The organism is Micromonospora sp. WMMD737 (assembly GCF_049179055.1).
Taxonomy (GTDB): domain Bacteria; phylum Actinomycetota; class Actinomycetes; order Mycobacteriales; family Micromonosporaceae; genus Micromonospora; species Micromonospora reichwaldensis.
Window position 1 is genome coordinate 5,291,306 of sequence record NZ_JBMHMH010000001.1, and the last position, 14,911, is coordinate 5,306,216.

16 protein-coding genes are annotated in these 14,911 nt (G+C 71.9%); 12 read left to right on the forward strand and 4 right to left on the reverse strand.

Going from position 1 to position 14,911, the window contains the following annotated elements; genetic code table 11:
* Window positions 1-5: 5 nt before the first annotated feature.
* The 7 genes from ACN27A_RS23400 to ACN27A_RS23430 all read left to right on the forward strand — a co-directional run bounded on the left by ACN27A_RS23400 (window position 6) and on the right by ACN27A_RS23430 (window position 8,250).
* Window positions 6-1,526, forward strand: a complete 1,521-nt coding sequence (locus ACN27A_RS23400) for an ABC transporter substrate-binding protein (protein WP_421456831.1) — start codon at window positions 6-8, stop codon at window positions 1,524-1,526.
* 81 nt (window positions 1,527-1,607) lie between these two features.
* Entirely contained in the window at window positions 1,608-2,549 is a 942-nt protein-coding gene (locus ACN27A_RS23405) for an ABC transporter permease (RefSeq protein ID WP_132232292.1), read from the forward strand.
* On the forward strand, window positions 2,546-4,327 hold the full coding sequence (locus ACN27A_RS23410; protein WP_421456832.1) for an ATP-binding cassette domain-containing protein: 1,782 nt from the start codon (window positions 2,546-2,548) through the stop codon (window positions 4,325-4,327). The genes ACN27A_RS23405 and ACN27A_RS23410 overlap by 4 nt, the downstream gene beginning before the upstream one ends.
* Window positions 4,324-5,166, forward strand: coding sequence for an ATP-binding cassette domain-containing protein (locus ACN27A_RS23415; protein WP_421456833.1), 843 nt, complete (start codon window positions 4,324-4,326; stop codon window positions 5,164-5,166). Before ACN27A_RS23410 ends, ACN27A_RS23415 begins: the two co-directional genes overlap by 4 nt.
* Window positions 5,167-5,199: 33 nt before the next feature.
* Window positions 5,200-6,087, forward strand: coding sequence for a sugar phosphate isomerase/epimerase family protein (locus ACN27A_RS23420; protein WP_421456834.1), 888 nt, complete (start codon window positions 5,200-5,202; stop codon window positions 6,085-6,087).
* Entirely contained in the window at window positions 6,084-7,145 is a 1,062-nt protein-coding gene (locus tag ACN27A_RS23425) for a Gfo/Idh/MocA family protein (RefSeq protein ID WP_421456835.1), read from the forward strand. The genes ACN27A_RS23420 and ACN27A_RS23425 overlap by 4 nt, the downstream gene beginning before the upstream one ends.
* Window position 7,146: 1 nt before the next feature.
* The gene (locus ACN27A_RS23430; RefSeq protein WP_421456836.1) at window positions 7,147-8,250 is read left to right on the forward strand and encodes a Gfo/Idh/MocA family protein; all 1,104 of its coding nucleotides are present in this window, start codon (window positions 7,147-7,149) and stop codon (window positions 8,248-8,250) included.
* A gap of 118 nt (window positions 8,251-8,368) precedes the next feature.
* On the opposite strand, the gene ACN27A_RS23435 is transcribed toward ACN27A_RS23430, so the two are convergent.
* Window positions 8,369-8,560 carry a DUF397 domain-containing protein gene (locus tag ACN27A_RS23435; protein ID WP_421456837.1) on the reverse strand — a complete coding sequence of 64 codons (192 nt, stop codon included), beginning with the start codon at window positions 8,558-8,560 and terminating at the stop codon, window positions 8,369-8,371.
* The gene (locus tag ACN27A_RS23440; RefSeq protein ID WP_421456838.1) at window positions 8,547-9,353 is read right to left on the reverse strand and encodes a helix-turn-helix domain-containing protein; all 807 of its coding nucleotides are present in this window, start codon (window positions 9,351-9,353) and stop codon (window positions 8,547-8,549) included. The genes ACN27A_RS23435 and ACN27A_RS23440 overlap by 14 nt, the downstream gene beginning before the upstream one ends.
* Before the next feature lie 243 nt (window positions 9,354-9,596).
* Between ACN27A_RS23440 and ACN27A_RS23445 the strand changes: the two genes are divergently transcribed.
* The 4 genes from ACN27A_RS23445 (at window position 9,597) to ACN27A_RS23460 (ending at window position 11,738) form a co-directional block, all read left to right on the forward strand.
* A complete protein-coding gene (locus ACN27A_RS23445; RefSeq protein WP_421456839.1) occupies window positions 9,597-9,857 on the forward strand; it encodes a hypothetical protein in 261 nt (86 codons plus the stop codon).
* Window positions 9,854-10,099: a flavin reductase gene (locus tag ACN27A_RS23450; protein ID WP_421456840.1), complete on the forward strand. Its 246-nt coding sequence runs from the start codon at window positions 9,854-9,856 to the stop codon at window positions 10,097-10,099. The genes ACN27A_RS23445 and ACN27A_RS23450 overlap by 4 nt, the downstream gene beginning before the upstream one ends.
* A gap of 139 nt (window positions 10,100-10,238) precedes the next feature.
* Window positions 10,239-10,541 (forward strand): hypothetical protein, encoded by a 303-nt coding sequence (locus ACN27A_RS23455; protein WP_421456841.1) that lies wholly within the window; start codon window positions 10,239-10,241, stop codon window positions 10,539-10,541.
* 114 nt (window positions 10,542-10,655) lie between these two features.
* On the forward strand, window positions 10,656-11,738 hold the full coding sequence (locus tag ACN27A_RS23460; protein ID WP_421456842.1) for an NAD-dependent epimerase/dehydratase family protein: 1,083 nt from the start codon (window positions 10,656-10,658) through the stop codon (window positions 11,736-11,738).
* Window positions 11,739-11,761: 23 nt separating this feature from the next.
* Here the strand turns inward: ACN27A_RS23460 and ACN27A_RS23465 are convergent, their stop codons facing one another.
* A complete protein-coding gene (locus ACN27A_RS23465; RefSeq protein WP_421456843.1) occupies window positions 11,762-12,961 on the reverse strand; it encodes a GNAT family N-acetyltransferase in 1,200 nt (399 codons plus the stop codon).
* 111 nt (window positions 12,962-13,072) lie between these two features.
* Window positions 13,073-13,792 carry a PP2C family protein-serine/threonine phosphatase gene (locus ACN27A_RS23470; protein ID WP_421456844.1) on the reverse strand — a complete coding sequence of 240 codons (720 nt, stop codon included), beginning with the start codon at window positions 13,790-13,792 and terminating at the stop codon, window positions 13,073-13,075.
* 63 nt (window positions 13,793-13,855) lie between these two features.
* On the opposite strand from ACN27A_RS23470, the gene ACN27A_RS23475 reads away from it, so the two are divergent.
* Window positions 13,856-14,893 (forward strand): LuxR C-terminal-related transcriptional regulator, encoded by a 1,038-nt coding sequence (locus ACN27A_RS23475; RefSeq protein ID WP_421456845.1) that lies wholly within the window; start codon window positions 13,856-13,858, stop codon window positions 14,891-14,893.
* The last annotated feature ends 18 nt before the right edge of the window (window positions 14,894-14,911 follow it).

Sequence of the window (14,911 nt, forward strand, 5' to 3'; positions counted from 1 at the left end):
ACACGGTGCAACTGACACGCACGCTGACGGCAGCGTTTGCCGTTGTCGCTCTCGCCCTCGCCGGTTGTAGCGGTGGCGGGCAGGCGAATGAAGCAGGCTCGTCCCAGCTCGTCCTTGGCAACAACGGCGACCTGCTGACCTGGGACCCCGCCGAGATGAAGGAAGGCGCGGTCATCCACTACGCGGAGGCCGTCTACGACCCGCTGCTCCGCAAGACGCCCGAGTCGAAGATCGAGGGCAACCTGGCCACCTCGTACGAGTACAACGCCGACCTCACCGAGCTCACCCTGAAGCTGCGCGACGGTGTCACCTTCAGTGACGGCGCGGCCTTCGACGCCGACGTGGTGAAGGTCAACCTCGAGGCGCGCAAGAAGGGGGCGGGCAGCGCCTCCGAGGGGGCCCGGGCGATCGAGCGCGTCGAGGTCGTGGACAAGGCCACGGCGCGCCTGCACCTCAGCGAGCCCAGCCCCGGCCTGCTGGCCGCCCTGGCGACGTACACGGGGTACATGGTGAGCCCCACGGCGCTCAGCGCGGGCACCATCGCCTCGAACCCGGTGGGCTCGGGGCCCTACACGTACGACGCGGGTGCCTCCGAGAAGGGCGTCAAGTACACGTTCAAGGCGCGCGACGGCTACTGGAACCGCGAGGCGTTCCCCTTCGAGAACGTCGTGATCCGCCCGTACGAGGAGTTCACCGCCCGGTACAACGCGCTCGCCACCGGCCAGATCCAGTTCATGTACGGCACCTCCGACATGGTGCCGAAGGCCAAGACCGACGGGCTCACCGTCAAGACGGTGCCCGGCGAGTGGCAGGGCATCATCCTCCAGGACCGCGCCGGCAAGGCGTCGGCGGCACTCGGCGACGTGCGGGTGCGGCAGGCGATCAACCACGCGCTCGACCGCAAGGCCATCCTCGACACCCACTATGGCGGCTTCGGCCAGGTCTCCACGCAGACCTTCAACCCGTCCAGCGAGGCGTGGGTGCCGGAGCTGAACGCGCGTTACCCGTACGACCCGGCGAAGGCGCGCGAGTTGCTGGCCTCGGCGGGCTACGGCAGCGGCTTCAAGATCAAGGTTTCGTACAGCGAGGGCTTCATGTCCCCGCTGGTGCCGATCGTCGCCCAGTACCTGGGCGACGTGGGCATCACGGTCGAGCAGGTGCCGGTCAACGGCTTCGCCAACGGCGGCCTGGAGACCCTGAAGGGCCAGCCGGCCTTCATGCTCTCGTTCTCCACGAACATCCCGGCGTGGACGGACGTGCTGAACAAGCTCACCCCGACGTCGCTGTGGAACAACTTCAAGTACACCGACGAGACGGTCACCCGGCTGCTCAAGGAGATCCCGGCCGCGCAGGGTGACAAGCAGGCCGCCCTCTACAAGGAGCTGAACACCCACCTCGTCGAGCAGGCCTGGTTCGCGCCGATCGTCACGCAGGAGAACGTCTACCTGTTCAAGTCGGACATCGACGTGACCATGCAGCAGGCGCAGCTCATGCCGAGTCTCCGCTTCTTCGCCCCGGCGAAGTAACCGCCGATCGACCCCGGATGGGTCGGGCAACGGTCCGGCCCATCCGGTGGATCACTACAGCTCATCTAGGAGGTAGCAGGCATGCTGGGCTTCATCGGTCGGCGGTTGGCCACGGGCCTGCTGCTGGCGTTCTCCGTCGTGACGGGGATGTTCTTCTTCCTCATGCTCACCGGCTCCGATCCGGCCCGGGGCGCGCTCGGGCTCTACGCGACGGAGGAACAGGTCGCGGTCAAGCGGGAGCAGCTCGGCCTCGACCGGCCGCTCGTCGAGCAGTACCTGAGCTGGCTGGGCGGGGTCGTACGCGGTGACCTGGGGGTCTCGTCCGCGCAGAACACCGACGTGAGCGAACTCATCGTGACGCGGCTGCCGGTCACCGTCTCCCTCGCGCTGGGCGCCGTCCTGGTGGCCGCGGTCCTCGGCATCGTGCTCGGGCTGCTCGCGGCGACCCGGCCCGGGACGTTCGACCGCGTGCTCCAGGTGTTCATGGTGTTCGGCTTCAGCCTGCCGAACTTCTGGGTCGCGATCATCCTGGCCCTGGTCTTCGCCGTGCAGCTGGGCTGGTTCCCTGCCACGGGCTACGTCCACCTGAACGATTCACCCGGCGGTTGGCTCTGGTCGATCACCCTGCCGATCGTCGCGCTGTCGATCGGTTCGATCGCCGCCATCGCCCAGCAGCTGCGGAACTCCGTGATCACCGTCAACAGCCAGGACTACGTCCGTACGCTGCGCAGCCGGGGCCTCTCGCAGCGCGAGATCCTGCTCACCCACGTCCTGCGCAACGCGGCTCCGCCGGCGCTGACGATGCTCTCCCTCCAGTTCATCGCGGCGATGAGCGGCGCCGCCATCATCGAGCGCGTGTTCGGCCTCCAGGGCATCGGCGCCGTCGCCATCAACGCCTCGGGCAACAGCGACATCCCCGTGATCATGGGCGTCCTGCTCTTCACCGTGCTCGTCGTCGTACTCGTCAATCTCGCGGTCGACATCCTCTACGCCGCACTGAACCCGAAGGTACGGAACGCATGAGCGCCGACGTGACGCCCCGCGCGGGCCTGACAGCCAGGAGATTCCGCTCCTTCCTGCGTAACCCGATGGGCGTGGTGGCGGGCGGCGTCCTGCTGGCCATCGTCGCGGCGAGCCTGCTCGCGCCGCTGCTCGCCCCGCAGGACCCGAACCTGGTAGTGCTCTCGGAGGCGCTCCGGCCGCCGAGCGGCGACCACCCGCTCGGCACGGACGGCAACGGGCGCGACATCCTCAGCCGCCTGCTGTACGGCGGCCGGGTGAGCCTCCAGGCGGGCGCGATCATGGTCGCCGTCGCCCTCCTGTGCGGGATTCCCGCAGGTCTGCTCGCCGGCTACCGCGCGAAGCGGTTCGACGGGGTGGCGAGCTGGATCTTCAACATGCTGATGTCCCTGCCGGAGATCCTCATCATCATCGTGGTGATCGCCTCCCTCGGCAGCGGCCTCGCCCCGACGATGATCACCCTCGGCGTGCTGGCGTCGCCGGACATCTTCCGGCTCACCCGAAGCGCCGTGATCGCGGTGCGCGAGGAGCTCTACCTCGACGCCGCCCGCGTCGCGGGGCTCTCCGACCTGCGCATCATCTTCCGCCACGTGCTCTCCGTGGTGCTGGGGCCGGTCCTCGTGCGGTCCTCGTTCATCTTCGGCATGGCGATCATCGTCCAGTCCGGCCTGGAGTTCCTCGGCTTCGGCGACCCGCAGCGCCCCAGCTGGGGCGGCGAACTCAGCAACGCCTTCCAGAACTTCCACCGCGCGCCCGAGCTGGTCATCGCGCCCGGCGTCGCCATCGGCCTCACGGTCATGGCACTCGTGCTCTTCGGCACGGCCCTGGCGGACTCGCTGGGGGTCAGCCGCAAGCCCAAGGCCAAGCGGGCCGCGCGGTCCGCCGGCCGGGACGACACGACGGTCGTCCAGGGCGAAGCCGACCGTACGCCCGCGACCGCCCTCCCCGCGGACGCCCTGCTCCGCGTCGAGGACCTGTCGGTGCGGTACGTGGCCGAGGACGGCGCCACCAAGGACGTGGTGCGGGGCGTGTCGCTGCACGTCGCGCGGGGAGAGGTGCTCGGCCTGGTCGGGGAGTCCGGCTCCGGGAAGTCCCAGACGTCCTTCGCGATCCTCGGACTCCTGCCGCCCGACGCCTCCGTGTCCGCCCGGCACCTCTCCCTCGACGGGCGGTCCCTGATCGGGCTGCGCGAGGGCGAGTTGCAGAAGCTGCGCGGGCCGCAGATGGCCTACGTGCCGCAGGAGCCGATGTCCAACCTGGACCCGTCCTTCACCATCGGCGCCCAGCTGACGAAGCCGATGCGGCGCAAGCTCAACCTCTCCAGGAAGGCCGCGCACGAGCGGGCCCTGCACCTGCTCGAACGCGTCGGCATTCCCGACCCCGCCCGCACGCTCGCCGCCTACCCCCACCAGCTCAGCGGGGGAATGGCACAGCGCGTGCTCATCGCGGGCGCCGTCTCCTGCGATCCCGAGCTGCTCATCGCGGACGAGCCGACCACCGCCCTCGACGTCACGGTCCAGGCGGAGGTCCTCGAACTCCTCCGCGACCTGCAACGGGAGCGCAACATGGGCCTCATCCTCGTCACCCACAACCTGGGCGTGGTCGCCGACCTCTGCGACCGGGTCGCGGTGATGCGGGACGGCCTCGTCGTCGAGCAGCAACCCGTCGCCGAACTCTTCGCCAACCCGCAGCACGAGTACACCCGCATGCTCTTGGACGCGACCCTGGAGGACGCCCCTCCCCGGCGGTCGCGCGACGACCTTCAGGAGGTGCAGTCATGAGCACCCGCAACGGTTCCGAGGCCCCACTGCTCGACGTCCGCGACGTCAACGTCGTCTATCGCGGATCCGGGTGGCGTAGTCCGTCCTTCCACGCGCTGCACGACGTCTCGATGCAGATCCGGGCGGGCGAGACGGTGGGCCTGGTCGGCGAGTCCGGCTCGGGAAAGACGACCCTGGGCCGCGCGCTCCTGGGGCTCGCCCCGATCAGCGCCGGAACTGTCACGTTCGACGGCGCCGACATCACCCACGCGAACCGGCGCGCCCGCCGGGCCCTGAGCCGGGACATCCAGGTCGTCTTCCAGGACCCGTACTCGTCGCTCAACCCGGCGATGTCCGTGGAGAGCATCCTCGCCGAGCCGCTCAGGGCGCAGGGGGTGCCCGGGGCCGAAGCCTCCGCGCGGATCGGTCAGCTGCTGGGCCAGATCGGCCTCGAAGCCGACGCCGGGCGGCGGTACCCGCGCGAGTTCTCCGGCGGGCAACGGCAGCGCATCGCCATCGCCCGCGCCCTCGCGCTGAAGCCCCGACTCATCGTCTGCGACGAACCGGTCAGCGCCCTCGACCTCTCCACCCAGGCACGCATCCTCGACCTGCTCATCGACATCCAGGAGCAGACCGGCGTCGCGTACCTCTTCATCTCCCACGACCTGTCGGTGGTCCGCTACATCTGCCACCGGGTCGCGGTCATGCTCAAGGGCCGCATCGTGGAGACCGGTGACGGTGACACCGTCACGTCACGACCGAGCCATGCGTACACGAACCGGCTGCTCATGGCGTCGCCCATCCCTGACCCGGCACGGCAGGCGGAACGCCGCCGCCAGTACGCCGCGCTCTCCTCCTGACCCCTCCGATCCGACCGAGCAAAGGAAGTACCAGTGCAGTTCGGCTTCAGCTCCTACTCCTTCTACCAGCAGCTGCGCACCAACCGGATGAGCCTCCTCGAGGTCATCGACTGGATCGGCGCCAGCGACGCCACCCACATGGAGATCGCGACGGTGTCGCTCTCCCCGGAGATCTCCAACGACACCTCCACCCTCGACCAGGACCCCGGGTTCGTCCAGGAGATCAAGACCCGCGCGGCGGACCAGGGCGTCACCCTGTCCAACCTCGTCGTCCCGGCCGACCTCCTCGGCGCGGACGCGGAGAAGAGCATGCAGCGGGTCAAGCGGCACATCGAGGTGGCCGCCGCGCTGGACATCAAGCTCTTCCGCCACGACGTCGCCAAGTGGGCCCACCGGGCGAAGGACATCGCCGAGTTCGAGGCGCTGCTGCCCCGCATGGTGGAGGCGTGCAAGGAGATCGCCCGGTACGCCGCCCCGTACGGCATCACCACCAGCGTGGAGAACCACGGCCTGCTGATGAACGGCGGTGAGCGCGTACGCCGGCTCATCCACCTCGTCGACGAGCCGAACTTCAAGACGACCCTCGACGTCGGCAACTTCATGTCGGTCGACGACAACCCGGTGGTGTCGGTCGCCGAGAACGCACCGTACGCCAGCATCGTGCACCTGAAGGACTTCTACGTCCGCTCGCAGTACCCCGGCGAGGGCTGGCACCACACCCCCGGCGGCACCTACCTGCTCGGCTCCATCGTCGGCTACGGCGACCTCGACATGCGCAGGATCGTGCGGGGCATCGTCGACGCCGGCTACGACGGCTTCGTGTCCATCGAGTTCGAGGGCATCGAGGAGTGCCTGATGGCCAACCCGATCGGTCTGGCCAACGCGAAGCGGCTCTTCGCCGAGGCGGAGGCGGCCAAGTGAGTCGGCTCGGCGTGGGCGTGATCGGCGTCGGGAGCATCGCGGAGATGCACCTGGGCGCGTACGCCGCCAACCCGGACGTCCACCTCGTCGGGGTGTTCGACGTCAACCAGGAGCGGAGCGCGCAGAAGGCCGAGACCTTCGGCGTGACCCGCGTGCACCCGACGCTCGACAGCCTGCTCGCCGACCCCGAGATCGACGCGGTGAGCATCTGCACGTGGAACGACAGCCACGCGGAGATCGCCACGGCGGCGCTGGACGCCGGCAAGCACGTGCTGGTGGAGAAGCCGTTGAGCCGTACGGCCGGCGAGGCCGAGGCGCTCGTCGGAGCCGTCGAGCGCAGCGGCAGGCACCTGGAGGTCGGCTTCGTCCGGCGCTTCGGCGCGAACGCCAAGGTCCTCAAGTCGTTCGTCGACGCCGGGCTGCTGGGCGACGTCTACCACGCGCGCGCGACGAACATCCGACGGCTCGGCAACCCCGGTGGCTGGTTCGCGGACCACAAGCGCTCCGGCGGGGGACCGCTCATCGACATCGGCGTGCACGTGCTGGACCTCTGCTGGTACTTCATGGGCACCCCGAAGGCCGTCACGGTCAGCGCGGTCACCCACACCCGGCTGGGCAACCGGGCCAACGTCACGTCGCTGTCGCGGTACAAGGTCGCGGACTACGACCCGACCCAGAGCGACGTCGAGGACTTCGCCACGGCCCTCATCCGCTTCGACAACGGGGCGTCCCTGACGCTGGAGACCAGCTACTCCCTGCACGCCCTCGAGGACCGCCTCGAAGTGGCGGTGTTCGGCGAGCGCGGTGGCGCGGAACTCGAACCCCAGCTCCGGATCGCCACCGAGATGCACGACACCGTCCTCAACGTGGGACCCCAGATCGACCACCTCAGCTTCGACTTCGCCGAGGGGTTCGCCAACGAGATCGCGCACTTCGTGGCGCTGTGCCTGGGAGAGGCCGAGCCGGTGGCTCCCGTCTCCCACGGCACGGAGGTCATGCGCATGCTCGACGGGATCTACGAGTCGGCGCGGGCCGGCCACGAGATCAGGCTCTCCTGACATGGTCCACACCGGCGGGTCCGTGCGGGTGGGGGTCGTGGGGTGCGGAAACGTCAGTTCCCGCTACCTGGCCAACGTTGCCGGGGACCCGGCGGTCACCGTCGTCGCCTGCGCCGACGCCGACCCGGCGCGCGCGCGGGCGCTCGGCGCTGCCCACGCGGTGCCGGAGGTGCACCCGGTCGACGCCCTGTTGACCCATCCGGACGTCGACCTGGTCCTCAACCTGACCCCACCCAGGGCGCACGCCGAGGTGACCCTGCGCGCCCTGGAGCACGGCAAGCACGTCTACACGGAGAAGCCCCTGGCGACCACCATGGCCGACGGTCACCGCATCGTCGAGGCCGCCCGGGCGCGGTCGTTGCAGGTCGGCACCGCGCCGGACACCTTCCTGGGCCTCGGGGCGCAGACCTGCGCGGCGCTGCTCGCCGACGGCGCGATCGGCACCCCGACCTCGGTGAACGCCGCCATGATGAACGCCGGGCCGGAACGCTTCCACCCCGAGCCGGAGTTCCTCTACCAGGAGGGCGCCGGACCCCTGTTCGACATCGGTCCGTACTACCTCACGGTGCTGACCGAACTCATGGGTTCCGTCGTCCGGGTGGGGGCGCTGGGCGCGACCGCGCGTACCGAACGCGTCGTGTTGGCCGGGCCCCGCGCGGGGTCGACCTTCAGCGTGCAGACGCCCACCCACATCAACAGCGTCCTGGAGTTCGCCAGCGGGGCCGTGGGCATGCTGGTGACCAGCTTCGACGTCGTGGCGACGCGTACGCCGCACCTGGAGATCCACGGCACCGAGGGCACGATCGTCGCGGCGCAGGCCAACTCGTGGGGCGGCCCCGTGCTGCTCAGGGCGGCGGGCAGCACCGACTTCGTCGAGGTGCTCCCCGGCCCACGCGACTCCGACGGATTCATGGGGATGGGCCTGGTCGAGATGGCCAGGGCCATCCTGGCGGGGCGGCCCGCGCTGGCCGCGGCGACCCGGGGGCTGCACGTCCTCGAGGTGCTCACGGCCATCGCCGACGCCGCCCGCTCCGGCGGGGGTTTCACGACGATCGGTTCGCGGCTGGAGACCCCCGGTCGACGTGACACGGGTGCCGTCGGGTGAGGGCCGGCCGAGCGCAGGCAACCGCCGCCGGAGACGCCGGCCCGTCGTGGGCGGGCGTCTCCGGGCGTACGGGATGAGGCAGGCCCGGTGCGGGCACCTCCCGGCGTACGGGAGGAGGTCAGGCCCGCCCGGCGGTGCGGGTGACGAACGCGCGCCACGCCGTGGGGGCGAAGGTCAGGGCGGGGCCGGTCGGGTCCTTCGAGTCACGGACGGCGACCACGCCGGGCAGGTTGTCGGCCACCTCGACACAGTTCCCGCCGCTCGAACCGCTGCGGCTGGACTTGCGCCACTGAGCGCTACTGAGGTCCATGATGGCTCCACACATCCTTCATGAGGTCGATGGACTGCCGATGCGGGAGTGCTTCGTTCCGCACGCCTTCCCACTTCGCCAGAAGACTAGCCACATCATCCTTACTGTCCGCCACAACTCCACCCAGCTGGTTTTCCAGATGCCCCACCCACCCGCCGTCGGCGGACCGAGCCAGCGCGAAGGGACCGGACAACCCGATGTACAGGCCGGTCGCCGCTGGAATCACGTGCACGTGAACGTGCGGTAGTTCCGCCATCGCGACGAGGTGCGACACCTGCTCGGCCATGATGCCGCTGAATCCGTCGCCTGTCCGGCGCAGTGCCGACTCGTCCAGGACCGCGACCAGTTGGGGCGGGTTCTCGCCGGTCAAGATGCTCTGCCGGTCCATTCGGGCGCTGACCTGCTGGTCGACCTCCGTCGCTGACAGGAGGTCGTTGAGGCGCATGACCACGCGGGCGTAGTTCTCGGTTTGCAGCAGCCCGGGAACCAGCAGAGGCTCGAACAGCCGTAGTTGCCGTGCGGCGCGTTCGGCGTCGAGCCAGGGTAGGAACCAGGACGGGGCGCCGACGCTGGCGACGAGCCGTTCGAAGAGTCCGCCGGTCTTGAGCGCCCGGTCGGCGCCCTTGATGAAGTCCATGGTCAGCGCCCGCGTGCCGCCCTCGACGGCGCTGACGTGCGACGCGCTGAAGCCCGCGCCCCGACCGAAGGTCTCCTGCGTCATGCCGGCGCCGCCCCGGGCGCGGCGGATCTCGCCCACGATGAAGGCGGCGAGCGGGCTCGGCACGTCGGCCATTCAGGGCCTCCCAGTTTGAAGATCGACTACCCGCGCCGCCACCCGTCGGGCGTGGGCTCGGCCAGCCCGGCCCGGACGTGCGCGGAGCCTTCCGAGCGTAGTCACCTCCACAGCAGAGTGTCACCAGCGAGGGTCGCTCGTGGAGCGTTGGCCGGGGGCGGTCCTCGCGGGGGCCGCCTCCGGCGGGCGTCCGGGGGCGGCCCCCTTCCAGGTGACGGGCCGGCCGACGGGCGGGAGGAAGACGTGACGGTCGACAGGCCGCGCGGTGGGCGCACGATCGCGCCGGGCGAGGTGATTCGCGTGCCGGAGGACTCCTACCGGTTCGGCGTCGGGGCCCTCACGCTGTACGTCACCGAGGTCCTCGACCGCGGCCCGTTCGAGGGTGCGGAGTGGGTCGAGCTGCGCGGCCGGGAGCTGAACCCGGACGGCACGCTCCGGCCACGCGAGCGGTACGCCTCCGTGCGGCTGGACCGGGCGGCCGTCGTCGGGGAGCCGTCGCGGTGACCCAGCGTCGTGACCACGTACCGTCCCGCCCGACCTGGCGTTGCGCGGCCTGCGGGATCGCCTGGCCCTGCTCGGCGGCGAAGCTGCGCCTGCTCGGCGAGTACCGGACCGACCGCACGGCCCTGCTCGTCCACCTGGCCACCCTCCAGGTCGAGGCCGCCGATGACCTGACCGATCTCGACGCCACCCGTCCCGCCACCGACCTGTCCGACCGCTTCACGGCCTGGGCCCGCCCCAGATAGCGCCGATCATGCAGTCGTGGTGCCCCGCAAAAGCGGTATACAGCATCATTCCGCCCACCACAACTGCATGATCGACCCGGCGGGGGGCGGGCCGGGGCGGGGCAGGCATGGCGGGGGTGGGGTGGGGAATCGTGGCCGTATGAGGATTAGCAGCAGCCCGGCCGTGGCGGCGTCGAGCGAGGGGGCGGGGCCGGATGGCGTACGGGAACCGGCCGGCGAGGTGCACGCCTGGCTGCCGGGGCAGAACCAGACCGTCTGCGGGCTCCCGCTCAGCCGGACCCGGCTGCGCCGCTTCCCGCACGTGCGGTTCGAGTACGCCTCGACGGACGTGCTCACCGAGGCGGACCCCGTCGGCCGGATCTGCCCGCGCTGCCTCGCCGCCTCGCAGGGCCGCCGCCGGGGCGGGCAGAAGAACTGGCTCCGCCACTCGCCCCGCCCCTGACGGCCCCTGACGGGTGTGCGCTCGCCCCGCCCCTGACGGGCGCGCCGCCCGCCGTACGCCCGACGGTGGGCGTGATCGGCGATTGAGCCGGGGCTGACCGGGTACGGGGCGGTCATGCGGATCGTGGTGGTGGGGGCGACCGGCAACGCGGGCACCGCCCTGTTGCGCCGGCTGCGGCGGGAACGCGGAGTGGAACTCGCCGGGGTGGCCCGCCGGCTGCCGGGGCCGGACTGCGGCGAGCCGTACGACCAGGTGGAATGGCACTCCTGCGACGTCGGCCTGCCCGGCGCCACCGACCAGCTCGCCGAGGTCTTCGCCGGCGCCGACGCGGTGGTGCACCTGGCCTGGCAGATCCAGCCCAGCCACGACCAGCGGGTGCTGCACCGGACCAACGTGGGCGGCAGCGCGGCGGTGATCGACGCCGTGGTCCGCGCCGGCGTGCCGGCTCTGGTGTACGCGTCGTCGGTCGGCGTCTACGCGTCCGGCCCGAAGGACCATCCGATCTCCGAGCGCTGGCCGGCGACCGGGGTGCCCGGCTCGTCGTACAGCCGGGACAAGGCCGAGGTGGAGGCGCTGCTCGACCGGGCCGAGCGCGAGCATCCGGAGCTGCGGGTGGTGCGGCTGCGGCCCGGCCTGAACTTCCAGCGGGCGGCGGCCACCGAGATCACCCGCTACTTCCTCGGACCGTTCGCGCCCGTCCGGCTGCTGCGCTTCGGCCGGATCCCGCTGGTGCCGACGAACCCACGGCTGCGGATGCAGGCGGTGCACACCGACGACGTCGCCGACGCGTACGCCCGGGCGGTCCTGGGTGACGCGCGCGGCGCGTTCAACGTCGCCGCGGACCCGGTGCTGACCCCGGAGCTGGTGGCCCGGCACTTCCACGGCTGGACGGTGCCCGTCGCCGCCCCGGTGCTGCGCGTCGCCGCCGCCCTGACCTGGAGGGCGCGGCTGCAACCGATCGACGCCGGCTGGGTGGAGCTGGCGCTGCACGCGCCGCTGATGTCGAGCGAGCGCGCCGAGACGGAGCTGGGCTGGCACCCGCGCCACGACGCGCTCAGCGCGCTGAAGGAACTCTTCGCCGGCATGGCCGACCGGGCGCACACCGCCAGCCCGCCGATGTCGGCGGCGCGCCACCTGCCGGGCCGCCCCACCGGCCTGCTGCGCGGTCGCCCCGCCGGCCACGGAAACCCCTACTGACCTGAGCTCGCGGGCGGCGGGGGTCAGAAGTCGGCGAAGACGTACGGGTTCTGGCGGGGGAAGAGGCGGCGCAGTTCCGCCGCCGCGTCCGTCGACACGTCGCCCAGCCCCCGCAGGCCCACCTCGACCGGATCCATAACCCCGTACGCCAGGGCGGAGAGGCCGGCGGCCGTCAGCGTGGCGGTCGGCGGCGAGCCGACCGTGGCGGAGGCCCCGGTGACCAGCTCCAGCGCGCCGGTCGTGCCGTCCAGCAGGTACGACCCGGTCAGCCACCGGTCGCCGGTCAGCTCCACCCGCACCCGGCCCGCCCCGACGGGCAGCCCGGCCAGCGCGTCGATCGACAGCAGCCGGGCCATGGGCGCGGCGTAACTCGGTCGGGCCACCCGCGCCTCGACGTGCACGGCCAGGTCGGTCAGCCACAGCTCCGGCACCTCGTCCACGGGCACCTGCACGGTCACCCGCTCCACCTGGTCGACGTGCCGGCCGAAGAACTGCAACATGAGTGCCCGGGCCAGCGGGTCGGCGGCGAGCAGGTCGCCGGCGGCGAGCGTGCCGCCGTGGTCGTCGATGCGGTAGAGCACCGCGCCGGTGACCGTACCGCCCGTGCGGGCCGTCAGCAGCCAGTGCTCGTCACGGTCGCGCAACCCCACGTCCCGGTAGCCGGGGAAGATCGCGAAGCCGTGCCGCTCGTTCAGGCACCGCTCGGTGAACGCGCGCCAGTCCCGGTAGCCCTCGCCGATCCGCTCCCAGCCCACCTCGCCGGGCAGGTCGGCGCCGAGCAGCTCGCCCAGGTCGGCCGGCGAGAACGTGACCGTACGCGGCTTCGGCAGCCCCACGTAGCCGAACCGGGCGTAGAACGACGGCCGGAACGGGTAGAGCGCGCTCAGCTGGTGCCCCTCGTCGCGCATCTCGTCGAGGAGCTGGTGCATCAGCGTGCGTACGTGCCCCTGCCGGCGGGCCAGCGGATGGCTCGCCACCCCGGCGACGCCGGCCATCGGCAGCACCTCGCCGCGCAGGTTCTGCCGCATCGGGATGGCCGAGGCGGCGGCCAGCGTGGTGCCGCCCTCCTCGACGACCAGCGTCCGGTTGCCCTTGTTGTAGGGCAGGTAGCCGCGGAACTCCTCCGCCCGGGCCGCGCTGCGCGGCGACGCCTCGAAGGCGTACGCGCCGAGCGCGAAGCTGGTGGACAGTCTCTCTTCGGCGTTCACCCGGCGGACGGTCATCCGCCCATCCCATCCCGGCCCGGCGGTCGCCGCAACCGCAATCGCCGGTGAGACGGCGACGCCCGGTCGGCCGATCGGCAGATGTCGAAGGTGCCGGCGGCCGGGACGCGCTCAGCCGGCGACGACGTCCGAGACCACGACGGTCACGTTGTCCGGCGCGCCGGCCTGGTGGGCGAGCTTGACGAGCTGCTCGCCGCAGTGGTGACGGTCGCCGTACGTGATCAGCGTCGCGGCGATCGTGCCGTCCTCGACGTAGTCGGAGAGCCCGTCGCTGCACAGCAGCAGCCGGTCGCCGGCGACCACCGTGAGCACCCCGACCGCCGGGGGAGTGTCCGAGCCCTGCACCGCCCGGGTCACCAGGGACCGCTGCGGGTGGTGCCGTGCCTGCTCGGGTGAGAGCGCCCCCTGGTCCACCAGCGCCTGGACGAAGGTGTCGTCGCGGGTGAGCTGGGTCAGCTCCCCGTTGCGCAGCAGGTAGCAGCGGGAGTCACCCACCTGGGCCAGCACCAGCGCGTCCCCGGCGAGCAGGGCGGCGGTCAGCGTCGTACCCATGCCGTCACGCGCCGGGTCGACGGTGATGGCGGCGTGGATGCGCCGGTTGGCGGTGCTCACCACGGCGCGCAGCGCCGCGGCCGCCTCGTCGGGGGTCGTCGGCGGGCTCAGCTCGTCCAGGATGCGGATGACGATCTCGCTCGCCACCTCGCCCGCGGGCAGGCCGCCCATGCCGTCCGCGACCGCGACGAGGCGGTCACCGGCGAGGGCGGAGTCCTCGTTGTTGGTGCGAACCAGGCCGATGTCGTTGAGGATGGCCGAGCGGAGGATCAGCGTCATGGGGTCAAGCTTGCCAAGAACACCCTCCCGCCGTCTCTACGCACTACTGCGTAGGGTTGGGGAATGATGCCGGTGTCGATGGTCGGACGCGCCGGCGAGCTGCTCGAGCTCGACCGGGCGTGGTCCACCGTGGTCGCCGGCCGACGGTCCGCGCCGACCGTCGCGGTGATCACCGGAGCCGCCGGGGTGGGCAAGTCCCTGCTGGTCTCGGCCGCCCTCGACGCGTTCGCCCCCCGACCGGCGGTGGTGCTCTCCGGCGCCGCCCGCGTGCACAGCCCCGCCCCGTACGACTGGCTGGCCGCCGTGCTCACGGGCCGGGACACGAGCCGGCTCGACCTGCCGCCGGACGCGCTGGCCTGGCTCGCCCAGCAGCCGACCGCGCCGCGCGAGCGCTACGCGCCGGGCACCCTGCTCCGCCTCGCGGTGCGGGTCGTCCGGCTGCTCGTCGGCGCCGGCCCGGCCGTGGTGGTGGTGGAGGACCTGCACGCCCTCGACCCGGCCAGCCTGAACCTCGTCGGCGAGCTGGCGACCGCCGCCGACCTGCCGGCGCTGCTGGTGGTGGCGAGCCGGCCCGCCGAGGACGCCGTCGCGCCGGACCTCGCGGTCCGCGCCCTGGCCCGGCTCTGCGGCGTCCGGGGCGCCGTCCGCCAACACCTCGGACCGCTGCTCCCGGCCGAGGTCGCCGAGGTGCTGACCCAGGTGTACGCCGACCCGCGCCCGTCCGGCCGGCTGGTGCGCGCCGTCTGGCAGCGCACCGGCGGCAACCCGTACGCGCTGACCGAGCTGCTCGCCGCCCACGCCGGCCGGGGCCCCGAGGCGCTGCTCCGGCCGCCGCCCGCCCCGCGCCCGTCGATGGTGGCGTCGCAGCGGCCGATCGATCCGGTGGACGCCGAGCTGACCGGGCGGGAGATCGAGGTGCTGGGCTGCCTGGTCGCCGGGATGTCCAACAAGCAGGTGGCGCGGGCCCTCGGCATCTCGGTGCGGACGGTCACCGTGCACGTGTCCAACCTGCTGCGCAAGACCGGCTCGGCGTCGCGTACGGAGGCGGCGATCTGGGCGGTGCAGCGGCGGCTACCGGTGCCGACCCCCGTCGACGGCTGAACCCCCGCCGCCTGGTGC

Excerpts from the sequence above, each read along its gene's own strand:
- ACN27A_RS23435 (WP_421456837.1), bottom strand. The coding sequence starts at position 8,560 with ATGGACCTCAGTAGCGCTCAGTGGCGCAAGTCCAGCCGCAGCGGTTCG.
- ACN27A_RS23410 (WP_421456832.1), top strand. The coding sequence starts at position 2,546 with ATGAGCGCCGACGTGACGCCCCGCGCGGGCCTGACAGCCAGGAGATTC.
- ACN27A_RS23440 (WP_421456838.1), bottom strand. The coding sequence starts at position 9,353 with ATGGCCGACGTGCCGAGCCCGCTCGCCGCCTTCATCGTGGGCGAGATC.
- ACN27A_RS23415 (WP_421456833.1), top strand. The coding sequence starts at position 4,324 with ATGAGCACCCGCAACGGTTCCGAGGCCCCACTGCTCGACGTCCGCGAC.
- ACN27A_RS23455 (WP_421456841.1), top strand. The coding sequence starts at position 10,239 with ATGAGGATTAGCAGCAGCCCGGCCGTGGCGGCGTCGAGCGAGGGGGCG.
- ACN27A_RS23470 (WP_421456844.1), bottom strand. The coding sequence starts at position 13,792 with ATGACGCTGATCCTCCGCTCGGCCATCCTCAACGACATCGGCCTGGTT.
- ACN27A_RS23475 (WP_421456845.1), top strand. The coding sequence starts at position 13,856 with ATGATGCCGGTGTCGATGGTCGGACGCGCCGGCGAGCTGCTCGAGCTC.
- ACN27A_RS23460 (WP_421456842.1), top strand. The coding sequence starts at position 10,656 with ATGCGGATCGTGGTGGTGGGGGCGACCGGCAACGCGGGCACCGCCCTG.
- ACN27A_RS23430 (WP_421456836.1), top strand. The coding sequence starts at position 7,147 with ATGGTCCACACCGGCGGGTCCGTGCGGGTGGGGGTCGTGGGGTGCGGA.
- ACN27A_RS23405 (WP_132232292.1), top strand. The coding sequence starts at position 1,608 with ATGCTGGGCTTCATCGGTCGGCGGTTGGCCACGGGCCTGCTGCTGGCG.
- ACN27A_RS23465 (WP_421456843.1), bottom strand. The coding sequence starts at position 12,961 with ATGACCGTCCGCCGGGTGAACGCCGAAGAGAGACTGTCCACCAGCTTC.